Origin of the sequence: Microcoleus sp. T2B6 (genome assembly GCF_036700475.1) — a bacterium.
Classification (GTDB): Bacteria; Cyanobacteriota; Cyanobacteriia; order Cyanobacteriales; family Microcoleaceae; genus Microcoleus.
On sequence record NZ_JAUBOZ010000028.1, the window covers coordinates 13,866 to 33,910 of the forward strand.

Here is a 20,045-nt window from a genome sequence, read left to right on the forward strand (position 1 = left end):
TGCCTGTTCCACAACAGATGGATTTTCTTTTTGCACCATTGTCAGCAACAGGCAAGATGCCTGTTCCACAACAGATGGATTTTCTTTTTGCACCATTGTCAGCAACAGGCAAGATGCCTGTTCCACAACAGATGAATTTTTTTTCTTGTGGGGAGTAGGAGTTGGGCATTCTGCCCGTCATGAACAGGCAAGATGCCTGTTCCACAAAAATTAAATTTTATTGTGGGGAGTAGGGGTTGGGCTTCTAGCCTGCCCATAAAAGCCTGATTGAGAATGGTGCAACCTATGAGTTTCAAGCAGGTTTAACTATAATGACTTACCCTAAGAATAGTTTAGATCCTAATAATTATGCCAGAATCCTTTTTGCTCGGCCGGCTGATGCTGCAATTAAACAGCGAAGTCGCTGATATTATTACAGACTTATCCGCTGTTGCTTTAACTCCCGATGGCCATTTGTGGCTGGGTTCCGATGAAACGACTGCGATCGAGCGTTTGTCGCCTGTCGGGCCTCATATTTTTGGAGAACATCAAAGATTTGCGATCGCAGATTTTATCGATCTACCTGGAGAATGCGAAATCGATATCGAAGGAATTGATTTCAGCAAAGATTATCTTTGGGTGGTCGGTTCTCACAGCACCAAACGCAAAAAAGCTAAAGGCAAAAACCCCGAAAAAGACATTGAAAGATTAGCACAAATCGTGACAGAGGTCAACCGCTATTTACTGGCGCGCATTCCTATAAAAGACGGGATTTTGTGCAAGTCAATTCCCGATTCTGACAATCCCGAAATTCAACTGACAGTGGGATGCTTGCAGCGGACAGAAACAGGCAATTTGCTGACAGACGCGCTCAAAGATGACACCCACCTCGGCTTGTATTTATCTGTGCCGATTCCGAGTAAAGAAAATGGCTTTGATATTGAAGGGTTGGCGGTGCGGGGCGATCGCATTTTGCTCGGTTTGCGGGGGCCGGTGCTGCGGGGTTGGGCGATAATTTTAGAAATAGAAGTTGAAGAGGCAGAACCGGGAGTTTTAAGGCTTAAGGAAATTGGGAAAGGAGGGAAATTGTACAACAAACATTTTGTTGATTTGAACGGTTTGGGCGTGCGAGAGTTGTGCTGGAACGGGGAAGATTTGATTGTTTTAGCCGGGCCGACGATGACTTTATCGGGGGCGACGAGGGTTTTTCGGTTGAAGGGAATTTTAGGGCGATCGGGAGACAGTATTACTGGGCAAGATGGGGGAGATTTGGAGGTATTGTTTGACTTGCCTTTTAAGGTTAATACGGACAATGCTGAGGGGTTGAGCCTGTTTCCATATTTGGACGGGCAGAATTCGCTGTTAGTGGTTTACGATTCGCCGGATGCGGGGAGAATGGTTGATAAAAATGCTATTCTTGCTGATGTTTTTAGGTTGGGGTGAACAGAATTTACCAAGCAGCCGAAGCCTACCTTACTCAACGGAAAACTGCTGTAGTTGTTTGTCTATCCAGATAGGTTTTACTTTTGTCCTTTGCGAACCATATTCAGTCCATACAGATACAATTCAGCAACAGCATAGAGACGGGGGGGAGCATCTTTAGGACGAGATCGTTCTGTAAGAATACCAGCGTCTACCATCTCCCTGATGAGTTCCGCTAATTTTATATCTTTTACCCCCCATATTTCAGCCAGTCGGGTCTCATCAATGGGAGAACGCTCGCCCTGCAATTTTGTTAGATATTCTGCCAGTTCAGGGTATTCATTGCGTACCTCATCCACCCGTTGGTCAGAAACATATGGCAAAGCTTCGATCAGTGCCTTTGGACGTAAAACTATCTCAGAACTGTATTCTGTAGAAAAATTTTTCTCACCTTTGACTGCCTCTTGTAACAGCAATACTAAACTTCGAGGGAAGCAGTTCTTTTGTCCGTCAGCAATACGGGTGCGAACCCAGTTATAGGTGTAGGCTTTTTTCGTTTTACCCATCCGCTCACCCCATAGGTGATAAAGGCTAGTACGCAATTGTTCTAACTCAATTGTATGGAGTCGATCGACAGTAATTCCCAATTTTTCCTCCAAAGATTTGCTCAAAGTCTCAGAACTTGTCAGGGATTGGCGCAGTACAAGTCTCCAAAGGTCAGCCTCATCCCAGCGGAGTTGCAGCGATCGTCCGGTGTAATGTCCTTTGTTAGTAAAGTTGAGTTGATTCCAGATATCTTCTCGCAAAAATATCTTGGGGACAATACTTTTAAGACTTGTTCCGCTTTCCAACCACCAAGCAAGCAAGGCTTCGAGGGCACGCTTTCGACGCAAATAGTCTTTTTGAGTAGAGCCAAAGCCAGCATCTAGCTCATCGTAAAGCAGCCACACACGCTGACTATTTTCTTGCAGCCAACGGTCAACAGCGCGCAGTTGATCGCCTGATTGCGGGGAATTAGTTTTGTCTGCCAACCAGGAGACAATTTCAGCGTGTTCTGGGTTTGGTTGAGAACTTAATCTAACCAGATGTTTATCTGGATTAAATAGGGAATGCACTTCTGGTAGAGCGCGACACAGTTGCAATAGAGCATAATTTAACCAGAAGGATTGCCAGTTATTTTCGCCCACCTGTTGTTCATAACTAGCCAGATCCGCGCTTTCTAGTATTTGTCCGTGCAGTCTGGGTTGACCGTGGCCTGCAATAAAATGAACGTTGTTTAAATCAACATCAGAAGAAGCTAAATCCTTGGCTGTTTCTGATTGCTCAACAAAAAGCCTGAACAGCAAGCTTTTTCCTGTTCCCTTAGCACCTCTGATCAGCCAAATTTTATTCGTTAAAAACTTGGGAAAATCTTCTGTTCGGTGGAATATATTTGGAATACTAGATGATTCTAATTCTTGAGCTGTTGCTGATTGAAAACTCAACTCATTTAATATCTTTTTATCTTCGACATTTGTAGTTGCTAAGCTAGATTTAATATCTGGCAAGCTAGCATCAATGACCTCTGCGATCGGCCGATAATCATCGAGTAAGCTGTTAGATAGGTTAGTGACGAGACTAGACAAAGTGGCTATGTTGGGATTATATAAAATTTTGTGGTAAAGTTCCTCAACTTTTGTTCCTTCCGGCAAGCCCCAGTTATCCTCAATCCAACTCTCAACTCTGTTAGTCCAACTTCGCTGCAATTCATCTCCTACGGGTGCGATAGGTGTTAGGAGAAAACGAATATCGGGCTTGCCTTGATAATCTCTTTGTTTTTTAACAGCTTGTACAACCCAACGCAGTCCTTCAAAACTTTGATCGGTTGGCGAAAAGCAGATGATTGCCGTGTCTGCTAGATCGAATAAGGCGATCGCGCTAGTGTCATTAAAACCTGGTCTAGCGTCAATCAGAATAACATCGGGATCGAGTCGCTCTTTGAGATCGGTTATCAGTTGTTGAACAGGATTTATTTCGCCTCTATAGAAAGATTGTAAAGTATGGCGATCGAGGTCAGCTAACCGATGAATATAATTTTCGTTATACTCTCCAGCCGGAACTAAAAACAGTTCCCCGCGAGTGTCTAAGTTAACCTGACAAATACACTTATCAATAGTAGGGATATTTTGACCGGGAGTTAAATATCTTTGGTGTAGGTAATTTAATACGCCATACTGTTCTTCATTAATATTCTCCAAATCGTTTTGAAACAACACTGAAATGCCTGGGGCTTCAAGGTCGAAATCTACCATGACTACTCGACGGTTGCGGGTTGCCAAAATACCTGCTACCAATCCTAATGCGGTAGAGCGACCGACTCCTCCCTTAAAAGAATAGAATGTGACAACTAATGGACTGGAACTATCTTCATCTAAACTTGCTGGCTGATCGGGTTCGGGAGCCATTAAAACATCTGACCACAGCGGTATTTGAATATGTTCGGGAGGTAGGTCAGCAGCTTCTTGTGGAGTTAACAAATCATAACCAGCCATTGGGTATTGACCCAAATAACAACCTATATTCTCTAAAAAACTGTCAATTTCCTCTTCGCGTTCAGCTAAGGACTTGCCATTAAAATAGCTGGTAACTACTCGAAGCTTCAGCCACCCTAGGGATGTGCGCTTAATCTTAATCTGAGTTTGCGGATCTTTATTTTTTAAAACTTGGCTGAGATGTTCGGAAATTTGTTGGTCTAATATTGCGGGATTGTTCATCATTCTTCGCCTTGTTTAGATAGTAATAAGCGATGTAACTTTTCGACGGCATTTATAAAGCGCTGGCTGTCTTCTTTATTGCCTAATTTATCTGAATAGCGCAGTTTATCATTCTGCCAAAGTGATGTAATTGTGTTCCATGCTTCTCTATAAGAGTTGGTTTGATCTAATTGAATGCTACGCTGTAGCGAATTCAAACACTCTAATAATTTAATTAGGTTATGCAAATCTGAACCTTGCAGGCCTTTTTTAAAGCTGCGAGTAGCTTTAAAATTGTTGGCGCGACCCTCTTCGTAACAAATGAGAGACTTTAGAGAACATTCTATCGCATAACCACCTAGGTACATCGCACCAGACCAACGTTCTTGCTGATGTAATACTTGAGCATCTTCAAGTCTGCGACGAGATGCACCTAGCTGAACGCGCCTATCGTAAGTATCTGTCAAAGGACTTACCTCCAGTATCACTTGAGTTTCCGATCGAGCTAGCGGAGCTTTAAGTTTACAGTAGCACTTGATGGCAATTACAAGTGGCAGTCAAGCGATCGTACAAACGAAGTGATGCCCAATTACGGCCGCGAAATTGGGTTAATTGTCGATCGCATCCCTTCGCCCCTGGCTGTAGCGTTTCAATTCATCAATTAACTGAGTATCGTTAGAAGCTGTTCTCGCGCCCGCTTCCGCCGCCCAGCGCTTCAAATCTTCAATTTGCGATCGCGCGATCGCAGCTAAAGGTACTGTATCCTCGATCGACCTCAAAATATCCTCCGTCATCAAATCCCGGCGCTGTCCGTTGACAAACGTTCCAAAGGCCCGATATAACCCATCTATTACGACTTGTTCAATTTCTGCACCGCTAAAATTCTCAGCGCGTTTCGCCAAAACTCCCAAATCAAACTCCCGCAATCTAGTTGGGCGCAGTCGCTGCAAATGCACTTTAAAAATATCTTGCCTTTCCGATTCTGAGGGCAAATTTAAAAAGAAAATTTCATCAAACCTGCCTTTTCTGAGCAACTCTGCCGGCAAAATCCTGACGTTATTTGCAGTTGCGACAATAAACACCGGACTGGTTTTTTCCTGCATCCAAGTAATCAAACTGCCGAATACCCGGCGCGAAGTTCCCGAATCGCCGTCGCTGCCACTGATAATGTTGCCGAAGGCTTTATCTATTTCATCGATCCACAACACGCAAGGTGCGATCGCCTCTGCTAATTGTATCATTTGCCTGACGCGACTTTCGCTTTCCCCGACCACGCCGCCGAACAATCTCCCAGTATCCAATCGTAGCAGTGGCAAACGCCATTCTGAGGCTATTGTTTTCGCAGATAAAGATTTGCCAGTGCCTTGAATTCCTACTAACAAAACTCCTTTCGGATTCGGTATACCGTAGCGACGCGCTTCGTCAGTAAAAGCATCTTGCCGCATCTTTACCCACTGTTTCAAATTCTCCAAGCCCCCCACACTTTTTAGGGATTCTCTGGAGTTAAAAAACTCCAAAATGCCCGTTTGGCGAATTGCTTGCTGTTTTTCCTCCAAAACTCCGTCAATATCTGACTCGTTAATTTGCTGTTTGGCGGCCAAAGCTTTAGCCAAAACCCGCCCGATTCTAGCGCGACTCAAACCTTGACAAGCTTTAACCAACTGTTCCCTTGCTAAACCGCTAACTTGCAACTGTTGCGGCTTTTCCACAACGTGGGAAATTAAACTGTCGATTTCTTGTACGTTGGGCAAAGGAAAATCAATTACTGTGACTTCTTCTTTCAATTCCTCCGGCAATTCCAGCGTGTGAGAAGTAAGAACTATAGTTTTTTTGCTGCGCTTCAATTCCCGCGTTAAATTCCGCAATTCCCGCACTACTGGCGCATTTTTTTCGGTGTAAGGATATTTCAAAACTGGGTGCAAATCCCGCAGTACAAATATGGTATATTCTTCAACAGCGGTTTTGCTGACGCGATCGAGCGCCGCCATTACCGAACCTTTCCCAGAACCGTTATCCTCCCAGCCCCGCACAAGATCCCACCGCAATACCCGGCGCGCGGGAGTTACTTGCAGCGCTACTTCGGCAATTACGGCTTCGACTGGTTCCTCCTCCGCGCCGACAATGTACAGCAGCGAATAGCGGGCGCGAATCATCAAATCTAGTCGCTTTACCAGTGCCTCGAAATGGGTATTTTTACCGCTATTGACGACATCTAATTCTCGGGGTTTGGGGTAATTTTCTGTCATTTTATTTGATATCTTAAATATATATTCAACTTTATTATTAAATATTTTGTTGGCAGTCTGGACTTTAGTCCTTAAAAAGGATTTAACCGAACTAAAGGTTGGTAGTAAGGACTTTAGTCCTTAACAACTATTTAGCCGCACTAAAGTCCGTACTGCGAACGTTAAAATTATAACAGAATCGTGAGCATTTGGCTACTTAGCAACTTTTCGAGCTTGTTTCACCATTTCAATGAGAGTGTGGTGAGCATCTTCGGCGTCTTTTAAAGTGCGATCGAAATTTACTCTGACGGGCACTGTTTCGTCGTTGACTTTAGCGGTTAAATCCATGCCGTTCGCATCAATAGCGAGCATTTGAGCTTCTGTCGCCTCCGGTTTGCCGCCAAATGCTTGAGCGTACAGCACTACAGCACTAGCGTGGTCTTCGTTCATGTGAGCGCAGATGCGATCGCTAATCTCAGTAGAAAACGGTTCTGACATGGGAGATTCCTCAGATGCAATATCGATCGATTGTACTGCGATCGGTACAAAGTTTTCAAGAGCGAGGAATTGCATCAAGAGTTATGAGGGATAAATAACTAAATTATATCTGAGTTAATCGGCGTTCATCTGCGGTTAAAAAAATGAATCATTCAACTAAAATGATAAAATATTACTTGCTTTATATTGGATAGTCACATGAAAAACTCTAGCGCTTATATCGAACTACTCAAAACATTTCCGCCGCGACCCATAACTGCTGAGGAGGAGTTAATGGCAACTCAAGAAGCGATCGACTCTTTGTTGGATAAAGGCGAACTGACTCCCGACGAACGCGACTACCTCAACGTACTGGGAACCCTTGTTTATGAGTACGAGCAAACTTTAGAACCCATACCTGACATTTACGGACTAGAACTGTTAAAGGCTTTAATAGAAGAATTTGAACTCAGACAAAAAGACCTAGTTCCTATTTTTAAAACCGAGTCTATTGTCTCTGACATCCTCCGTGAAAAGCGCCAACTTACGACCGAACACATACAAAAACTTGCAGAGTTTTTCTGCGTCTCGCCGGCTGTTTTCTTTCCGCTGCATCCAGTTAAAACAACTGCTTAAAATTCAAGCAAGCTTTGTGTACTTCCTCTTTTAAGAAAACTTTGGGTAATGCTATGAATAATTTCTGTTGCAGAGCTTTTCATAGTATAGCAACCGCCAAGACTATTAGGATATTCTTAATCGCTGAAACCCTTGTTATTACTGCTTCTTCCTTCTTCTATATTATTACCTCCACCCTTACCACGGGCTGACTTCAAGCACACCAGAGGGTTTTAACACTACCTTAAATTGACGAAAATGCTTTGGTGTACGAGCAACTTTACGAAACGAAGAAAGAGAAACTTCTTGAATAAAATCACCCGCTGCTTGGTTCAGCGGCTGACAATCTGTAATTACCCCTTCTTCATTCACGGCAACGCGATAAACTAATGAAGTGCTGAAGGTGGGAGTCGAGCGCCAACTCTTGTCAATTTGGTCGTAAACTTTCCGGTTTAACTGTGCAATTTCACCGGGGGAGATAATGTCAGAAGATGTTGCCTCTACCTCTGGCGCTGGAGAGTTAACCTGAGTCGCAATCGGGACAGATACAGGCCACAGCTTAATAGTTTCATCTCCGCTACCGCTGGCTAAAACAGTATCTTGAGAGCTAAAAGCAACTGACCAAACTGGCTTAGAATGCTCCGCAAAATTGGTCATCAGTTCGCCTGTTTTCACTTCCCACAGCTTGATAGTTTTGTCGTAGCTGCCACTAGCTAAAGCTTGTCCATCCGCGCTAAAAGCAACTGACTGCACCGGGCCGGAATGCCCTGTTAATGTATGCAGAACTTTGCCATTTGTAAACTGCCACAGCTTAACAGTTTTATCCGCACTGCCACTCGCTAAAGTTTTCCCGTCAGGACTGAATGCAACTGAGTTCGCAGGCCCGGAATGCCCAGTCAGGGTGTAATTGCCGCCATCATCAAGCCACCAAATCTTGATAGTTCCATCCTCGCTGCCGGTTGCTAAAATTTTACTGTTCGGGCTAAAAGCGACAGATTGAATCCAGTCTGTATCTGGAAGTGTGCGGAGTAGTTTGCCATCGGCCAAATTCCACAATTTTACAGTTTTGTCGGTACTGCCAGAAGCGAGTAATCTTCCATCAGGACTGATACTTATTGCCTTGACATCATCCGCATGACCTTTCAACGTATTGATGAGTATGCCGGTTTTGAGATTCCACAATTTAATCCGGTTATCCCAACTCCCGCTAGCCAGAAGATTGCCATCAGGACTAATGGCGAGGGATTCAATTGCATCGGTATGTGCTTTTATGGTGTAAAGCAATTCGCCGGTTTGCAGGTTCCAGATTTTGATAATGCCGCCATAACAGCCGCTGGCTAAAGTTTTGCCGTCTGGACTGAGTGCGATCGCGTAAATCCACCCTGAATTATCTTTAAAACTGCTAGAATATTGAGTAAATAGCCCTGATTTAAACTGGGCTCCAGTGGTTCCCCATTCCGAAATCGACCTAGACCAGCCCATGCCGACCGCAGTTACAACTGCTGTTAATGTCAAGGCTGATGAAACTTTCCATTTAACTGCTTTTGATATCATAAATATGGCCTCCACAACTCAGTTTATCTAAAATAAACTCCCCGATTTAAATCCCAGAAATTTATCGAGGCAGTTTCTGCTGCATTCTACCTTTGAGAAATGCTATCTAACACTTTTGTTTAGCACTGTTACTTGGTCGGCTGTTGGCTGATGTTTTTGTGGTCTAGGTGGGCGCTGAATCCAGGCACGGCAGAGGAATAAAACTATTGTGGCGCTTATAGCTGCAATTCCAACTGGGGTTAAATATGTCCAGTGATCGGCCATTTTTTCCCAGATATGCCAGGTTACTAAAAACATAGCAAGGTAAGTGAGACTCTGCAATCTTTTCCAATTTTTCTTGAGCCTTTTCACACTCCAATCATTAGACGTGATAGCCAAAAGAGTAAAAATAATGAAGGTTGATACTCCCTGGAAGTAAACAAAATAAGTTTTGAGATCGAAGACATCAAAGTTTCTTTGTTTGAAAAAGATGAATCCGTGAGCTACAGCTAAAAAGAAAGAGAGCAGACCAATGAAACGGCGATTTTTCAGCAGCCATTGGGGAAAGCCAGTTTTTTTGGTGAGAGGGAAAACAATTCTCAAATTTGTGGGAAGCAGTGTCAGAATATAGCCTGTTAAGGCCGCGAATCCCAGGAGACTCGCCTGAGAAAATGTATCTAAATCCATCGTTGAAAGTTGCATAACTTACTCTAATTGCTAAGGAAGTAAACTCCAAATATGCCTGGCTCTTCCGTACTTAGTGTGCCAAATTATTAGTTTTCTGGTGTCCTACACCATAGCTGGCTAGGATTTCAAGGCGATCGCCCCGAGTTGAGCAAGTGGCCCGCAAGCGGATGTAAATAATCTCAAAGCCTTACCTAGCAAAGCCTTGAGGCTAAATTTAAATTGACATATCACACTAACTCCGAAATAGCAATCTGCCTATAGTAGCATTTTAAAATCGACATGTCAATTAAGTTTGAAGTTTAGAAAAAGTCTTGGCCAAAATAGCTGGTTAAAAGTTTAGTTTTTAGCTATAAAAAAAGGTCAGGATTAGCTGACCTTGGGTTGAGGAGATTACCTGAACTTTAGGCTAGGTATGGCGCCCAACTACAAATTGGTAATATCCCCTTTTAATCACAGCGGACTGAAGTGCTCACTACAAACTGCACAGCCTAACTAAAAGATCGATCGTCAAATGGCAATTCATCAAACAGCGGAGCAATATCAGCCTCAGAATTCGCAACAGGGCAATTAGCGCGAGATGCCGACGGCTTAACAGAATTCACCTGGGCTACTGATAACTTGGCCGCAGGTTCCGATTTCTGTAGGTTAACTACCGGCAACTCCCCGCCATTTTCTCCATTTTTGCTCGTTTGATTCCACATCATCATTCCCAGCAAACCATCAACCAAACCGCCACCGCTACCGTTGCCTGTTACCGCAACATCCGGCACAACTCGCACGTTGCGATCGCCTATAATTTGCATTAACTGCAAAGCCGTATAACCCGAACCTCCCAAAGCCACAACACCCGCGCGATAAGCTTCAGCTTGAGCATTTCCCTTCACCCGAATCGACTCAGCTTCGCCTTGAGCTTGTTTCACCTGAGAATTCGCTTTCAACTCAGAAATCTTCACGCCTTGTTCGGATTTGACCATCTCTTGTTGAATCTCAGCCAGCGCCGTTTCCCGCACCAATTGTTGCCGCTGAGTTTGTGCTACTTGCTGCACCTCATAAGTTTTGCACTGTTCCTCAGCAATTTTGCGATCGGTTTGAGTTTGCATCAACTCTGCAGGCGGCAAAATATCCCCGATTAAAGTATCAATTGCTTGCACGTCGTAGGTACGCAAAGCAGCTTTGATATACTCCGATGCTTCTGCTTGCCGATCGCTCCTTGCCGACAGAAAATCTAATACAGAATAAGCTTGAGCCGAATTGCGGAAATAATTTCCAATTGTCGGCTGCAAAACATGGTCAACTAAGTTCTGCATTGAACCGACGCGAGAAATGACTTTTGGAGCATCCAAAGCGCCGACGTGAATAATCTGAGCTACTTCTAAATCAAAGGCAAAACCGTCGCGAGAACGCACCGTTAAAGATGAAAGTTGAGAATCGTAACTGTGCCGTTCCGTTTTAGTTGACCAATTCAAGACAATATTTGTGGTCGGCACTAACTCTACTTTCAAAATGCGAGTGTTCAGCGGATGTTTCCCCGGATAAAGGGGAGTTACCCAGACCCCTTTGTTGCCAACATTTACTAAATTCCCGTGAGTGAAAGCAGCGCCGCTCACATCTTCCGAGGTTTTGCCGACATAGGAAATAACCGCGCCGACATAGCCGATCGGGATTTCGGTCATCGCCACTTGGTCAACCCCGACAAACCAAGGATTTAAGTTCCAGGAACCGGAAAGCAAAACCTGTTCCTGCAAACCGCGCCGCCCGCCGGCGGTGATAAATTTTTGCGCGTTCTGGAAGTTGTCGTGATTCGGGATAATCGGGCCAGCAATTTCGCCATCTTGAATTGGAACGCCGTCAAAAGTTGTGACAATTCCTACTTTATCTGGGGCAATTCTGTACAGCTTTAATTGTTCGGCTGTCATCCCGTGCTTGGCAGCATTGGCCGCTGTAATTACTGTAAATAATGCTGTATTAATTCGATAGCTACCGCCCGTCAAAATGCCGAGTTGTCTACCTTTTTCGCCGCCGCTTTTGAGAAATTGACGAGCATCTTGAAAATTGTCACATTCTGTGATTTTGCCAAGGATGCGCTGCGGGGGAATTGATTGACCACCTGCTGCGATAATGAGAGCAATTTCACCTTGGGGAACTACAGTCAGAGACTCTTTGCGAACGTTGTACTGCAAAGGCCAATAACCCCAGTGCCAACCGGGGGGCAAAGTATCAGCTTGATATCCAGCTTCTCCGTTTAAGGCAATTAAATCTCCTGGCGGTAAAGACTTGCCGCCAAAGCTAAACTTTTTACTGACAATGCCAACTTCCCGATCGCCAATTACTACCAATCCGCCAAAAAATAGCGGCAGCACCAGAATAATTATCATACCGCCGATCGCGATCGGGATAAATCCGCCCGGATCGAGCTGCATTGTCTGCACGGGAACAGTGCTGCGTAACTGCCCTAGCTGCAAGCTAGAATCAGGTTTTGTGACTAGCTGAGTCGAGGTTTGATTTGCGGGGGGGATATTGCTAGCTGCTAATACCGGCGAGGGTTTCAAACTGGTTGTTGCACTAAGAGCTAAAGACGCCGAAACAGCGGCTGCAAACTGTTTTAAAAAGCGGACTTTGAGTTGAGATTTGGACAAAAATGAATAAAGCATTTTTTTTGAGCCGGGCTAATTTGTCCTAGGATCTCCAGCTTAGCCTTACTAAAAAGTTTTGGCGTAAAACTTAAGGTCTTATTTATCATTATTTGCCGTCATAATAGTCATATTTATCAGTAGAAATACTTATAATTAAATTACAGGCTGACAATCCCCCGTTTTAAGGCGGAAATCGCGGCCTGCGTGCGATCGCTAACTCCCATCTTGCTCAAAATATTGTTGATGTGAAACTTGACGGTGCTTTCGCTGATGTGCAGAACTTCACTAATCTTGCTGTTGCTTTTACCAGCGACTATGAGGCGGATGACTTCTAATTCGCGATCGCTCAATTCAGGCCCACTCAGGCGATCGGCTAACTTAACACCCACTGCCAGCGGAATATACTTTTTACCCTCAAAAACAGCCCGAATTGCTGCTAAAAGCTCCTCTGGTTCCGCATCCTTAAGCAGATAGCCCTTAGCACCAGCTTGCAATCCGCGATAAATGTTTTCATCGCCGTCATAAGTCGTCAGCACCACAATCCGCGCCCTGGGAAACTCCGCACAAATCGCAGCAATGGCGGCGACTCCATCCATTTGGGGCATCCGCATATCCATAAGGGTGACATCGGGCTGATATTCGCGGAACATTGTTAATGCTTCCTGTCCGTTGCTAGCTTGTGCGACAACAATTAAATCTGATTCATTATCCAGCAGCGCCACTAAACCTTGCCGCACAATATAATGATCGTCGGCAATTAAAACACGAATAATATTTGATTGGTTAATCATGTTTACCCTGTTAATCTTATCAAAAAAAACTGAAGTTCTCACTACCAACTTACTATCTATAGTCATCCTAAATGATTCAGATAAATTTGTAGGGGTAGTGCTAAGAGTTCCTACCCCCTATCTATCGGGCAACCGGGCGTGGGATTGCCCCTACAATAATTATGCAAATGATTTAGGAGTGCTATATAGTCATCCTAAATCATTTGTGAATTTCTTACTCTCTCCCTTTGGTAAGGGGAGGGTGGGGGTGGGGTAAAAAATTTACTACTTATTTAGGATTGCTATATGGTGCGAAATGTGCACCTTACTTTACTAGCGATTAACTGAAACTATAACTTCTGTTCCGTTTCCGGGGCGACTGTTTACAGTTAGCTGCGCGTTAATGCGATCGGCGCGTTCTCTCATGCCCAATAAACCAAAGCCATTCCTAAAACAGATACTTTCTGTATCAAATCCCTCTCCGTTGTCTTTCACCCGCAAAATAAACTTGGATGTTTCGTAAACCAACTCAATTTTGATCGCTGTAGCTTGTGCATATTTGAAAATATTTGTTAATGCTTCCTGCCCGATCCGCAACAGGTTATTTTCTACCTCTAATGGTAGGGAATATGCCGTGCCAACCACTTCAAAAATAGTGTGCGTATCAGTATCTGATGACATTTGTTTAGCGATTTGGTTGAGAGCGCTATACAAGTCGCCATCTTCTAACAGTTGCGGGCGTAAAGATTCTACGGATCGCCGTGCTTCAGCAAGTCCAGAGCGAGCCAATTCGCAGACTGTTTTCATGTGTGCTTGTGCTTGTTCGGGATTCGCTGCTATTACCCGTTCCGCGGCTCCCAAATGTATGATTATGCCTGTAAAAGTTTGCGCTAAAGTGTCGTGAATTTCCCGCGCCATGCGGTTGCGCTCTTCTAAAATATTTTGGTCTATGAGTTGTTTAGACAGCCTTCTCAGACGCAATTGATTTTCCACGCGCACTAAAATTTCTTGTTGTTGAAAAGGTTTTGTAATGTAGTCTATTCCGCCCCCAGAGAAGGCTTTTACCTTATCGAAAACTTCTTGCAAAGCGCTGATAAAAATTATTGGAATATCTTGAGTTTTCGGAGTAGCTTTGAGCTGAGCGCAGACTTCATAGCCATCCATGTGAGGCATCATAATATCGAGTAAAATTAAGTCGGGTAAGTTGGCATTGATAAAGTTTAGAGCTAATTTCCCACTGGGAGCTAGGTGAACTTTATACCCAGCGACAGATAGTATCCCGCTTAAAAGTTTTAAATTCTCAGGACAATCATCAATAACTAAAATACTTTCTTCGCGGGTAAAACTGAGGTTTTTGTTCATGTTTCATCCCTTAATGTGTGTATTAAATTTAGCAACTGTTCGTACTGAAAATTTTTAATGCAAGCGGCGCTCGCCCTAGCTAAGGGCTGATTGATTTCGCGAATTTGACTGATGACTGTTTGCATCTGTTCCAAATCTAGATTGCTAATAGCTTGCTGAAGATTGGCTACTAACTCAGGAGGCAATTCAGAAAAAGCGCTTTTTGTCAATACATTTACTTCCTTGTCTGTGAAACTGGGGGCAGCATTTAGTTCTTCAAAAACGAATTGTACCCCGATATGTTTGTGCAGAACATCAAATATGTTTGCTTCTCTAAATGGTTTGCGAACAAAATCATCGCAGCCGGTAGAAAGGATAACGGCTTTCTCTTCCTCAAAACTACTTGCTGTTATGGCAATAATTGCTGTCTGGGGTAGGCACGGGGGCACTACCCCTACAAAATCCTCGTTTTCCGTAGGGGCAATCCCCCTGTGGTTGCCCTCTTTAATTTGTTTGGTTGCTTCATACCCATCCATCACCGGCATTCGCATATCCATAAAGATTAAGTGCGGCGAATATTGCTCCCACTTTTCTATTGCTTCTCTCCCATTTTGGGCTTCGTAGACTTCAAAACCGATCGCAGAAAGCAGTTTAACTAGCAATTGGCGGTTGTCAAAAGCGTCGTCTGCAACGAGAATCCGATAGCGGGGTTGATTGGGTGCGATCGCAATAACTCGTCTGGTTGGCTGTTCCCGTTGGCGATCGGCACTTTCAACTGAATTAACTTTAATGTCAAATTTGAAAATAGTACCGCATCCCGCACGAGAACTGACTCTCATTTCACCTCCCATTAACTGCACAAAAGAACGTGCGATCGTTAAACCTAATCCTGTTCCTTGTTGCGATTCTTCCCCGGTTTGGGTTTGCACAAAAGCTTCAAAAAGCTTGTCTAATTCACTAACATCAATTCCCGCTCCCGTGTCTTCAACCTCAAAGTAGATTTTATGAGCAAAATCGGGATTTTTAATCTTTACATAAATGCCGCCTTCGGAGGTGAATTTAATCGCGTTAGAAAGCAGGTTAATCAAGATTTGGCGCAATTTTATTTCATCAGTTCGCACATATTGTGGCACGTCGGGCATCCGCTCTACTAATAACTGCAATCCCTTATTTTGTGCCGGAAGTTTGAACATATTTTCGATGTCGTCCAGCAGGCGGTGGAGGTCAAAATTGGTCTCGTTGAGAGTCGTGCGTCCCGCTTCTATTTTGGACAAATCTAATACTTGGTTAATCAGTTCGAGCAAATGTTCTCCGCTGCGGGTGATAATACTCAGGTGTTCTTGCTGTTCCTGCAATAGGTTAGAACCGCGATTCATTAATTGGGAAAATCCCAGAATTGCATTGAGGGGAGTCCGCAATTCGTGGCTCATATTTGCGAGGAATGTACTTTTTGCTCGGTTGGCTTCTTGTGCGGCGTCTTCGGCTCGTTGTCGTTCGATAATTTCTCGCTGAAGTTCGAGGGTGCGATCGCTCACTTGCTGTTCTAAAGTGCGGTTGTAGTCGGCTAAAACTTTTTCTGCTTGTTTGCGATCGGTGATATCTTGAAATGTGGCGATCGCATAATTAATTTTCCCTGTTTCATCGACAATTGGTGTGCTGGAGACTTCCAAGGAAACAATTTTATCAGGTAGGTGGAACTCTATATCATCTACTTTGACAGTTTCACCCCCCAAAGAACGCACGATTGGCATTTTTGCGGTGGGATATAACTCGTTAGTTCCCGCGAGATAAAGTTGATAAGCTTCTGCTAATTTCTCAGTATTTGCTTCGGCTATTGTGGGAATGCCACTTAGTTGATGTGCCGTCTGATTTGCGTAGGTAATTTGCCCGGTGGTGTCATGCACGGCTACTCCAATTGGCATAGCATTGATAAATTGAGTCAGCCGATTTTCGCGTTCTTTTACTTCTGTGTAGAGTTTAGCGTTAGTAAGTGCGATCGCCGCTTGTCCCGATAACAATTGCAAAATTTCCAGGCGATCGGGAGTAAAAGCTTGTGCGGTAAGGTTATTTTCGAGATAAACAATAGCAGCCAGTTGACCTTGATTCATCAAAGCCGCACACAAAATAGACTTGGGCTGACGTGCTTTGATGTAAGGGTCATTCGTAAAGTTACCTTCACGAGTGGCATCATTTAACACTAAATTTTCTTGGGTTCGAGCGACATAATTGATAATAGCTTCGGAAACTTCCTGGCAATTTTCAATCGGCTCAGATTGCAACACTGTTATCCGTTCATCATTAATTGCACCTTCAGCTTCAATCAGCAATTTTCCCTGGGTTTCTAAAATTAAATATCCTTTGTGAGCGCCGACATTTTCAATCAAAATTTTCATCAATCTGGAGAGTAATTTATCCTGTACAATTTCCCCAGCAATTGCCTCGGAAGCTTTCATGACTGTAGCGATATCCAAGGAAGAACTAGAACGGCTACCCGTAGTTGATGTAGTGGTTGAAATGTTTTTCTTTGTAGGTAGATCGAGCGTAAATAATTGCGGATATCGCGTTTCTAAATCTTTAACTTTAGCCACGGCACCCCAGAGTTGATAGCAGTAACGAGCTTCCTGCATATAAGCTTTGGCTGTTAATTCTTTCCCCCTATATAAATAGAACTTGCCTGCGAGTTCGTAAGCGAGGGCGGCTTCGTGGATGTACTCGTTTTCTTTGGCAAGGGAAATTGCGAGATCGTAATAGTCGATCGCTTCCACAACTTGCCCCAAAACTCGCGCTTTTTCAGCTTCAACTAGATAAAATTTATGTAAGTAATTCATGGGAGCGTGATGCGCCCATACCTGCATTTTTTCTTGATTAGCATTAACCCGCTTGAGAGCATTTTCTTTTTCAAAATTTGAATAATCAGCAAATACACTTAAATGCGCTAGAGCATCATAAAAATGGAAGATAGGTATAGCTGCCATTCCCATCACACCATCTAAATATGGTTCTGCAACTACTGCATTTTTAGCAGCTTCATGGGAATTTCCAAACAAATAGCACAATATCAACTTATTTAGATAAAGCAATAAAAGTCCTTGTCTATCGCTCAATTCTAGCTGAAGTGGCTGAAGTGGTAGAAATTTCTCTTCGTTATAAAACTCTCCTATTAGCTGAGTTGGATTGTCAGCCTTACCTAATAAGTTAAAAATAATTTGTAAATACATGGCTAACCAAGTCAAGCAAGTATTGTTTTTTTTATTGGTCGGTATTTCATAAAAATAAATTAACTCTTTTCCTAAGTCTTTAAGTTCACATCCTACTGAGTAGGCATTAAAACAATAATCAAAAGTAGAATAACCAATAAAATCTATATTCCCTGTTTCAACAGCGCAGAAATAAGCCTCTTTTAAAATTGATAAGCTTCCCTTAAGATGCTTTTTCCAATGCAATATATGATTGCCAAATATATCTAAAACTCCAGCCTTCAGGTAATCGGCATTTAATTTTTCTACTAACCTTAAACCTAATCTTCCATATTTATAGCCACTTTCAATATCTTGTATAGTTGTACACAATATGACTCCGTAACTTGCGTAAGCAAAACTAGACTTAGGAGCATTGCCAAATTTAATAGATAAATCAATCTGTGTTAACACAAGTGGCACTAATAATTCTGGAATACCTATATAGCCGATCCCTATCATTCCTCCCAGAATCGACATAGCTGCTAGAGATTCTGGATCGGTCATTTTGGGCAGGTTAATTAAGTTGTAAGGTTCCGCTTTTATATATATGTTATTTGGAGATTTTGGCCAAAGAACTCCTAGCAAATGTAGCACTTTTAATCCAAGGTTAAACCCTTCTTTAAACTTGCTTTTTTTTATGCAATTTTCAATCTTCAACTCATATATTGGGACTTGCTCTAGAACAGTTTTAGCATTTTCTAGGACAAGGTTAGCTAAAGCTTCCATTTGCTCAAAATTCCCCAAACGGTAGGCTACCTGTGCGGCTTCTTGATGTAGTTGCAAGCTGAGGTGGTATTGCAGCAGCCAAGTGTTTCCTGTCAGCAAATTTATCCCTGTTTGCAGATAGTTAAAAGCTGGCTGATAAGCCGTTGATGCTTTAGCCTTTTGACCTGCTATTAGGTTTAATTCTGCCAGTTCATATTTTTCTTCATGATAAACAATTAACTCTAAGCCGAAATTTAATTGATTAACAATATCAAATATTTTTTCGTCTCGCTTGTCGATGGGAGTATTTTGCAGCAGTAGTTGTCCTATTTGTTTGTGGACGATCGGCTTATCCTGTTCATCAATCAGGGAACAAGCGGCTTGCTGAATTCTGTCATGAACAAACTTGTATTCGATGGATTGGCTACTGGGTAATTTTCCGGCAATTTCTAATTCCACATCTCCCATATTCCCCAGCAACACGACTAAATTCTCAGCAACTGCTGCGTACAAATCCTCCGCCGTTTGTCCCACAGATTTTTCGCAAAGTGAGGCGAGGGTTTTCAAATCGAATTGATTGCCAATGCAGGCTGCTATCTTTAACGTTTCCTGCGTATTATCGGGCAGTTGTTGAATTTTGCTAGCCATCAACTCGACAACATTATCAGTGAAATTCCTCGCTTTAATTTCCTCTAAATCCCACTGCCAACTCCCCTGTCTCCCCTCTTGGTAAGGCTGGGCTGCTTCATTCTCTTGTAGCGGCAATCCCCCCGTCGTTGCCGCGATATCTGAAACCCCTACCCCATCGTCTATGGGCTGGGCGGGCACGGGGGCACCGCCCCTACAAAACCCTGGTTTTTCGTAGGGGCAATCCCCCCGTGGTTGCCCCGAAACAGCCCTGGGGGTAAAGTCAAATTGTAACAGTCCTTCTGTATAAAGCGATTTGAGAAATTCATTCATAAAGAAAGGATTCCCGCCCGTCTTGAAAAACACTAACTCGGCAAGGGATTTGACTCTTGCTTCCGGGCAATTCAGGGCATCAGAAATCAGTTGAGTAACAGAGGATAACTCCAAAGGTGACAGGAAAATGCGATCGACTTTTGCCCCATTTTTGACAATCTCTTCAATTGTTAGCATTAACGGATGAGCCGCAGAAACTTCGTTATCCCGATAAGCCCCAATTAAAAACAGTCCCGCTGGCGAAGCATTCATCAGCAGTTGCATCAGTTTCAGAGATGCGCCGTCAGCCCACTGCAAATCATCGATAAATATTGTCAGAGGATGTTCGGGTTTGGTAAAGACTTTAATGAAGTTTTGAAACACAAAATTAAAGCGATTTTCCGCTTCAGCCGCACCCAATTCTGGCGGCGGGGGTTGCTTGCCGATAATTAATTCAATTTCGGGAATTACGTCAATAATAACTTGACCGTTAATTCCCAATGCGTCTAATAACTTTTCCCGCCATTCTGTGAGATTGGCTTCGCTTTCTGCTAACAGTTGTTTGGCTAAATCCTGAAAAGCATTGACAATGGCGCTGTAAGGAATATTGCGCTGATATTGGTCAAATTTGCCGGAGATAAAATAACCGCGATGTTGAGTAATCGGTTTGTATAATTCTTGCACCAAAGCTGATTTGCCGATACCAGAATATCCCGAAATCAGCATCATTGAGCTTGTGGCACAGGCA

Annotated in this window: 12 protein-coding genes; 2 read left to right on the forward strand and 10 right to left on the reverse strand. The window is 43.4% G+C overall.

What is annotated here, in order from left to right:
* Nucleotides 1–348: 348 nt before the first annotated feature.
* The gene (locus QUA00_RS14665) at nucleotides 349–1,422 is read left to right on the forward strand and encodes a DUF3616 domain-containing protein (protein WP_333410077.1); all 1,074 of its coding nucleotides are present in this window, start codon (nucleotides 349–351) and stop codon (nucleotides 1,420–1,422) included.
* Between the two features lie 77 nt (nucleotides 1,423–1,499).
* Here the strand turns inward: QUA00_RS14665 and QUA00_RS14670 are convergent, their stop codons facing one another.
* From QUA00_RS14670 to QUA00_RS14685, 4 genes are all read right to left on the reverse strand, one after another.
* Nucleotides 1,500–4,157 (reverse strand): ParA family protein, encoded by a 2,658-nt coding sequence (locus QUA00_RS14670; RefSeq protein WP_333410078.1) that lies wholly within the window; start codon nucleotides 4,155–4,157, stop codon nucleotides 1,500–1,502.
* The gene (locus QUA00_RS14675) at nucleotides 4,154–4,600 is read right to left on the reverse strand and encodes a HEPN domain-containing protein (RefSeq protein ID WP_333307614.1); all 447 of its coding nucleotides are present in this window, start codon (nucleotides 4,598–4,600) and stop codon (nucleotides 4,154–4,156) included. The genes QUA00_RS14670 and QUA00_RS14675 overlap by 4 nt, the downstream gene beginning before the upstream one ends.
* A gap of 141 nt (nucleotides 4,601–4,741) precedes the next feature.
* Nucleotides 4,742–6,379: an AAA family ATPase gene (locus QUA00_RS14680; protein WP_333410079.1), complete on the reverse strand. Its 1,638-nt coding sequence runs from the start codon at nucleotides 6,377–6,379 to the stop codon at nucleotides 4,742–4,744.
* Nucleotides 6,380–6,571: 192 nt separating this feature from the next.
* A complete protein-coding gene (locus QUA00_RS14685) occupies nucleotides 6,572–6,931 on the reverse strand; it encodes a DUF2470 domain-containing protein (RefSeq protein ID WP_333410080.1) in 360 nt (119 codons plus the stop codon).
* A gap of 123 nt (nucleotides 6,932–7,054) precedes the next feature.
* Here QUA00_RS14685 and QUA00_RS14690 point away from each other — a divergent pair, with 123 nt between their 5' ends.
* Entirely contained in the window at nucleotides 7,055–7,471 is a 417-nt protein-coding gene (locus QUA00_RS14690; protein WP_333410081.1) for a transcriptional regulator, read from the forward strand.
* Nucleotides 7,472–7,648: 177 nt separating this feature from the next.
* Here QUA00_RS14690 and QUA00_RS14695 read toward each other — a convergent pair whose 3' ends face one another.
* The 6 genes from QUA00_RS14695 to QUA00_RS14720 all read right to left on the reverse strand — a co-directional run bounded on the left by QUA00_RS14695 (nucleotide 7,649) and on the right by QUA00_RS14720 (nucleotide 20,026).
* Nucleotides 7,649–9,004 (reverse strand): WD40 repeat domain-containing protein, encoded by a 1,356-nt coding sequence (locus tag QUA00_RS14695; RefSeq protein ID WP_333410082.1) that lies wholly within the window; start codon nucleotides 9,002–9,004, stop codon nucleotides 7,649–7,651.
* Between the two features lie 102 nt (nucleotides 9,005–9,106).
* Complete coding sequence (locus tag QUA00_RS14700; RefSeq protein ID WP_333410083.1) at nucleotides 9,107–9,685, reverse strand: ferric reductase-like transmembrane domain-containing protein; 579 nt, start codon at nucleotides 9,683–9,685, stop codon at nucleotides 9,107–9,109.
* Between the two features lie 473 nt (nucleotides 9,686–10,158).
* Nucleotides 10,159–12,321, reverse strand: coding sequence for a flotillin family protein (locus QUA00_RS14705; RefSeq protein ID WP_333410084.1), 2,163 nt, complete (start codon nucleotides 12,319–12,321; stop codon nucleotides 10,159–10,161).
* A gap of 140 nt (nucleotides 12,322–12,461) precedes the next feature.
* Nucleotides 12,462–13,091, reverse strand: a complete 630-nt coding sequence (locus QUA00_RS14710) for a response regulator transcription factor (protein ID WP_333143664.1) — start codon at nucleotides 13,089–13,091, stop codon at nucleotides 12,462–12,464.
* Nucleotides 13,092–13,406: 315 nt separating this feature from the next.
* Complete coding sequence (locus QUA00_RS14715; protein ID WP_333410085.1) at nucleotides 13,407–14,435, reverse strand: response regulator; 1,029 nt, start codon at nucleotides 14,433–14,435, stop codon at nucleotides 13,407–13,409.
* Complete coding sequence (locus QUA00_RS14720) at nucleotides 14,432–20,026, reverse strand: AAA family ATPase (RefSeq protein WP_445305746.1); 5,595 nt, start codon at nucleotides 20,024–20,026, stop codon at nucleotides 14,432–14,434. Before QUA00_RS14720 ends, QUA00_RS14715 begins: the two co-directional genes overlap by 4 nt.
* Nucleotides 20,027–20,045: the final 19 nt, after the last annotated feature.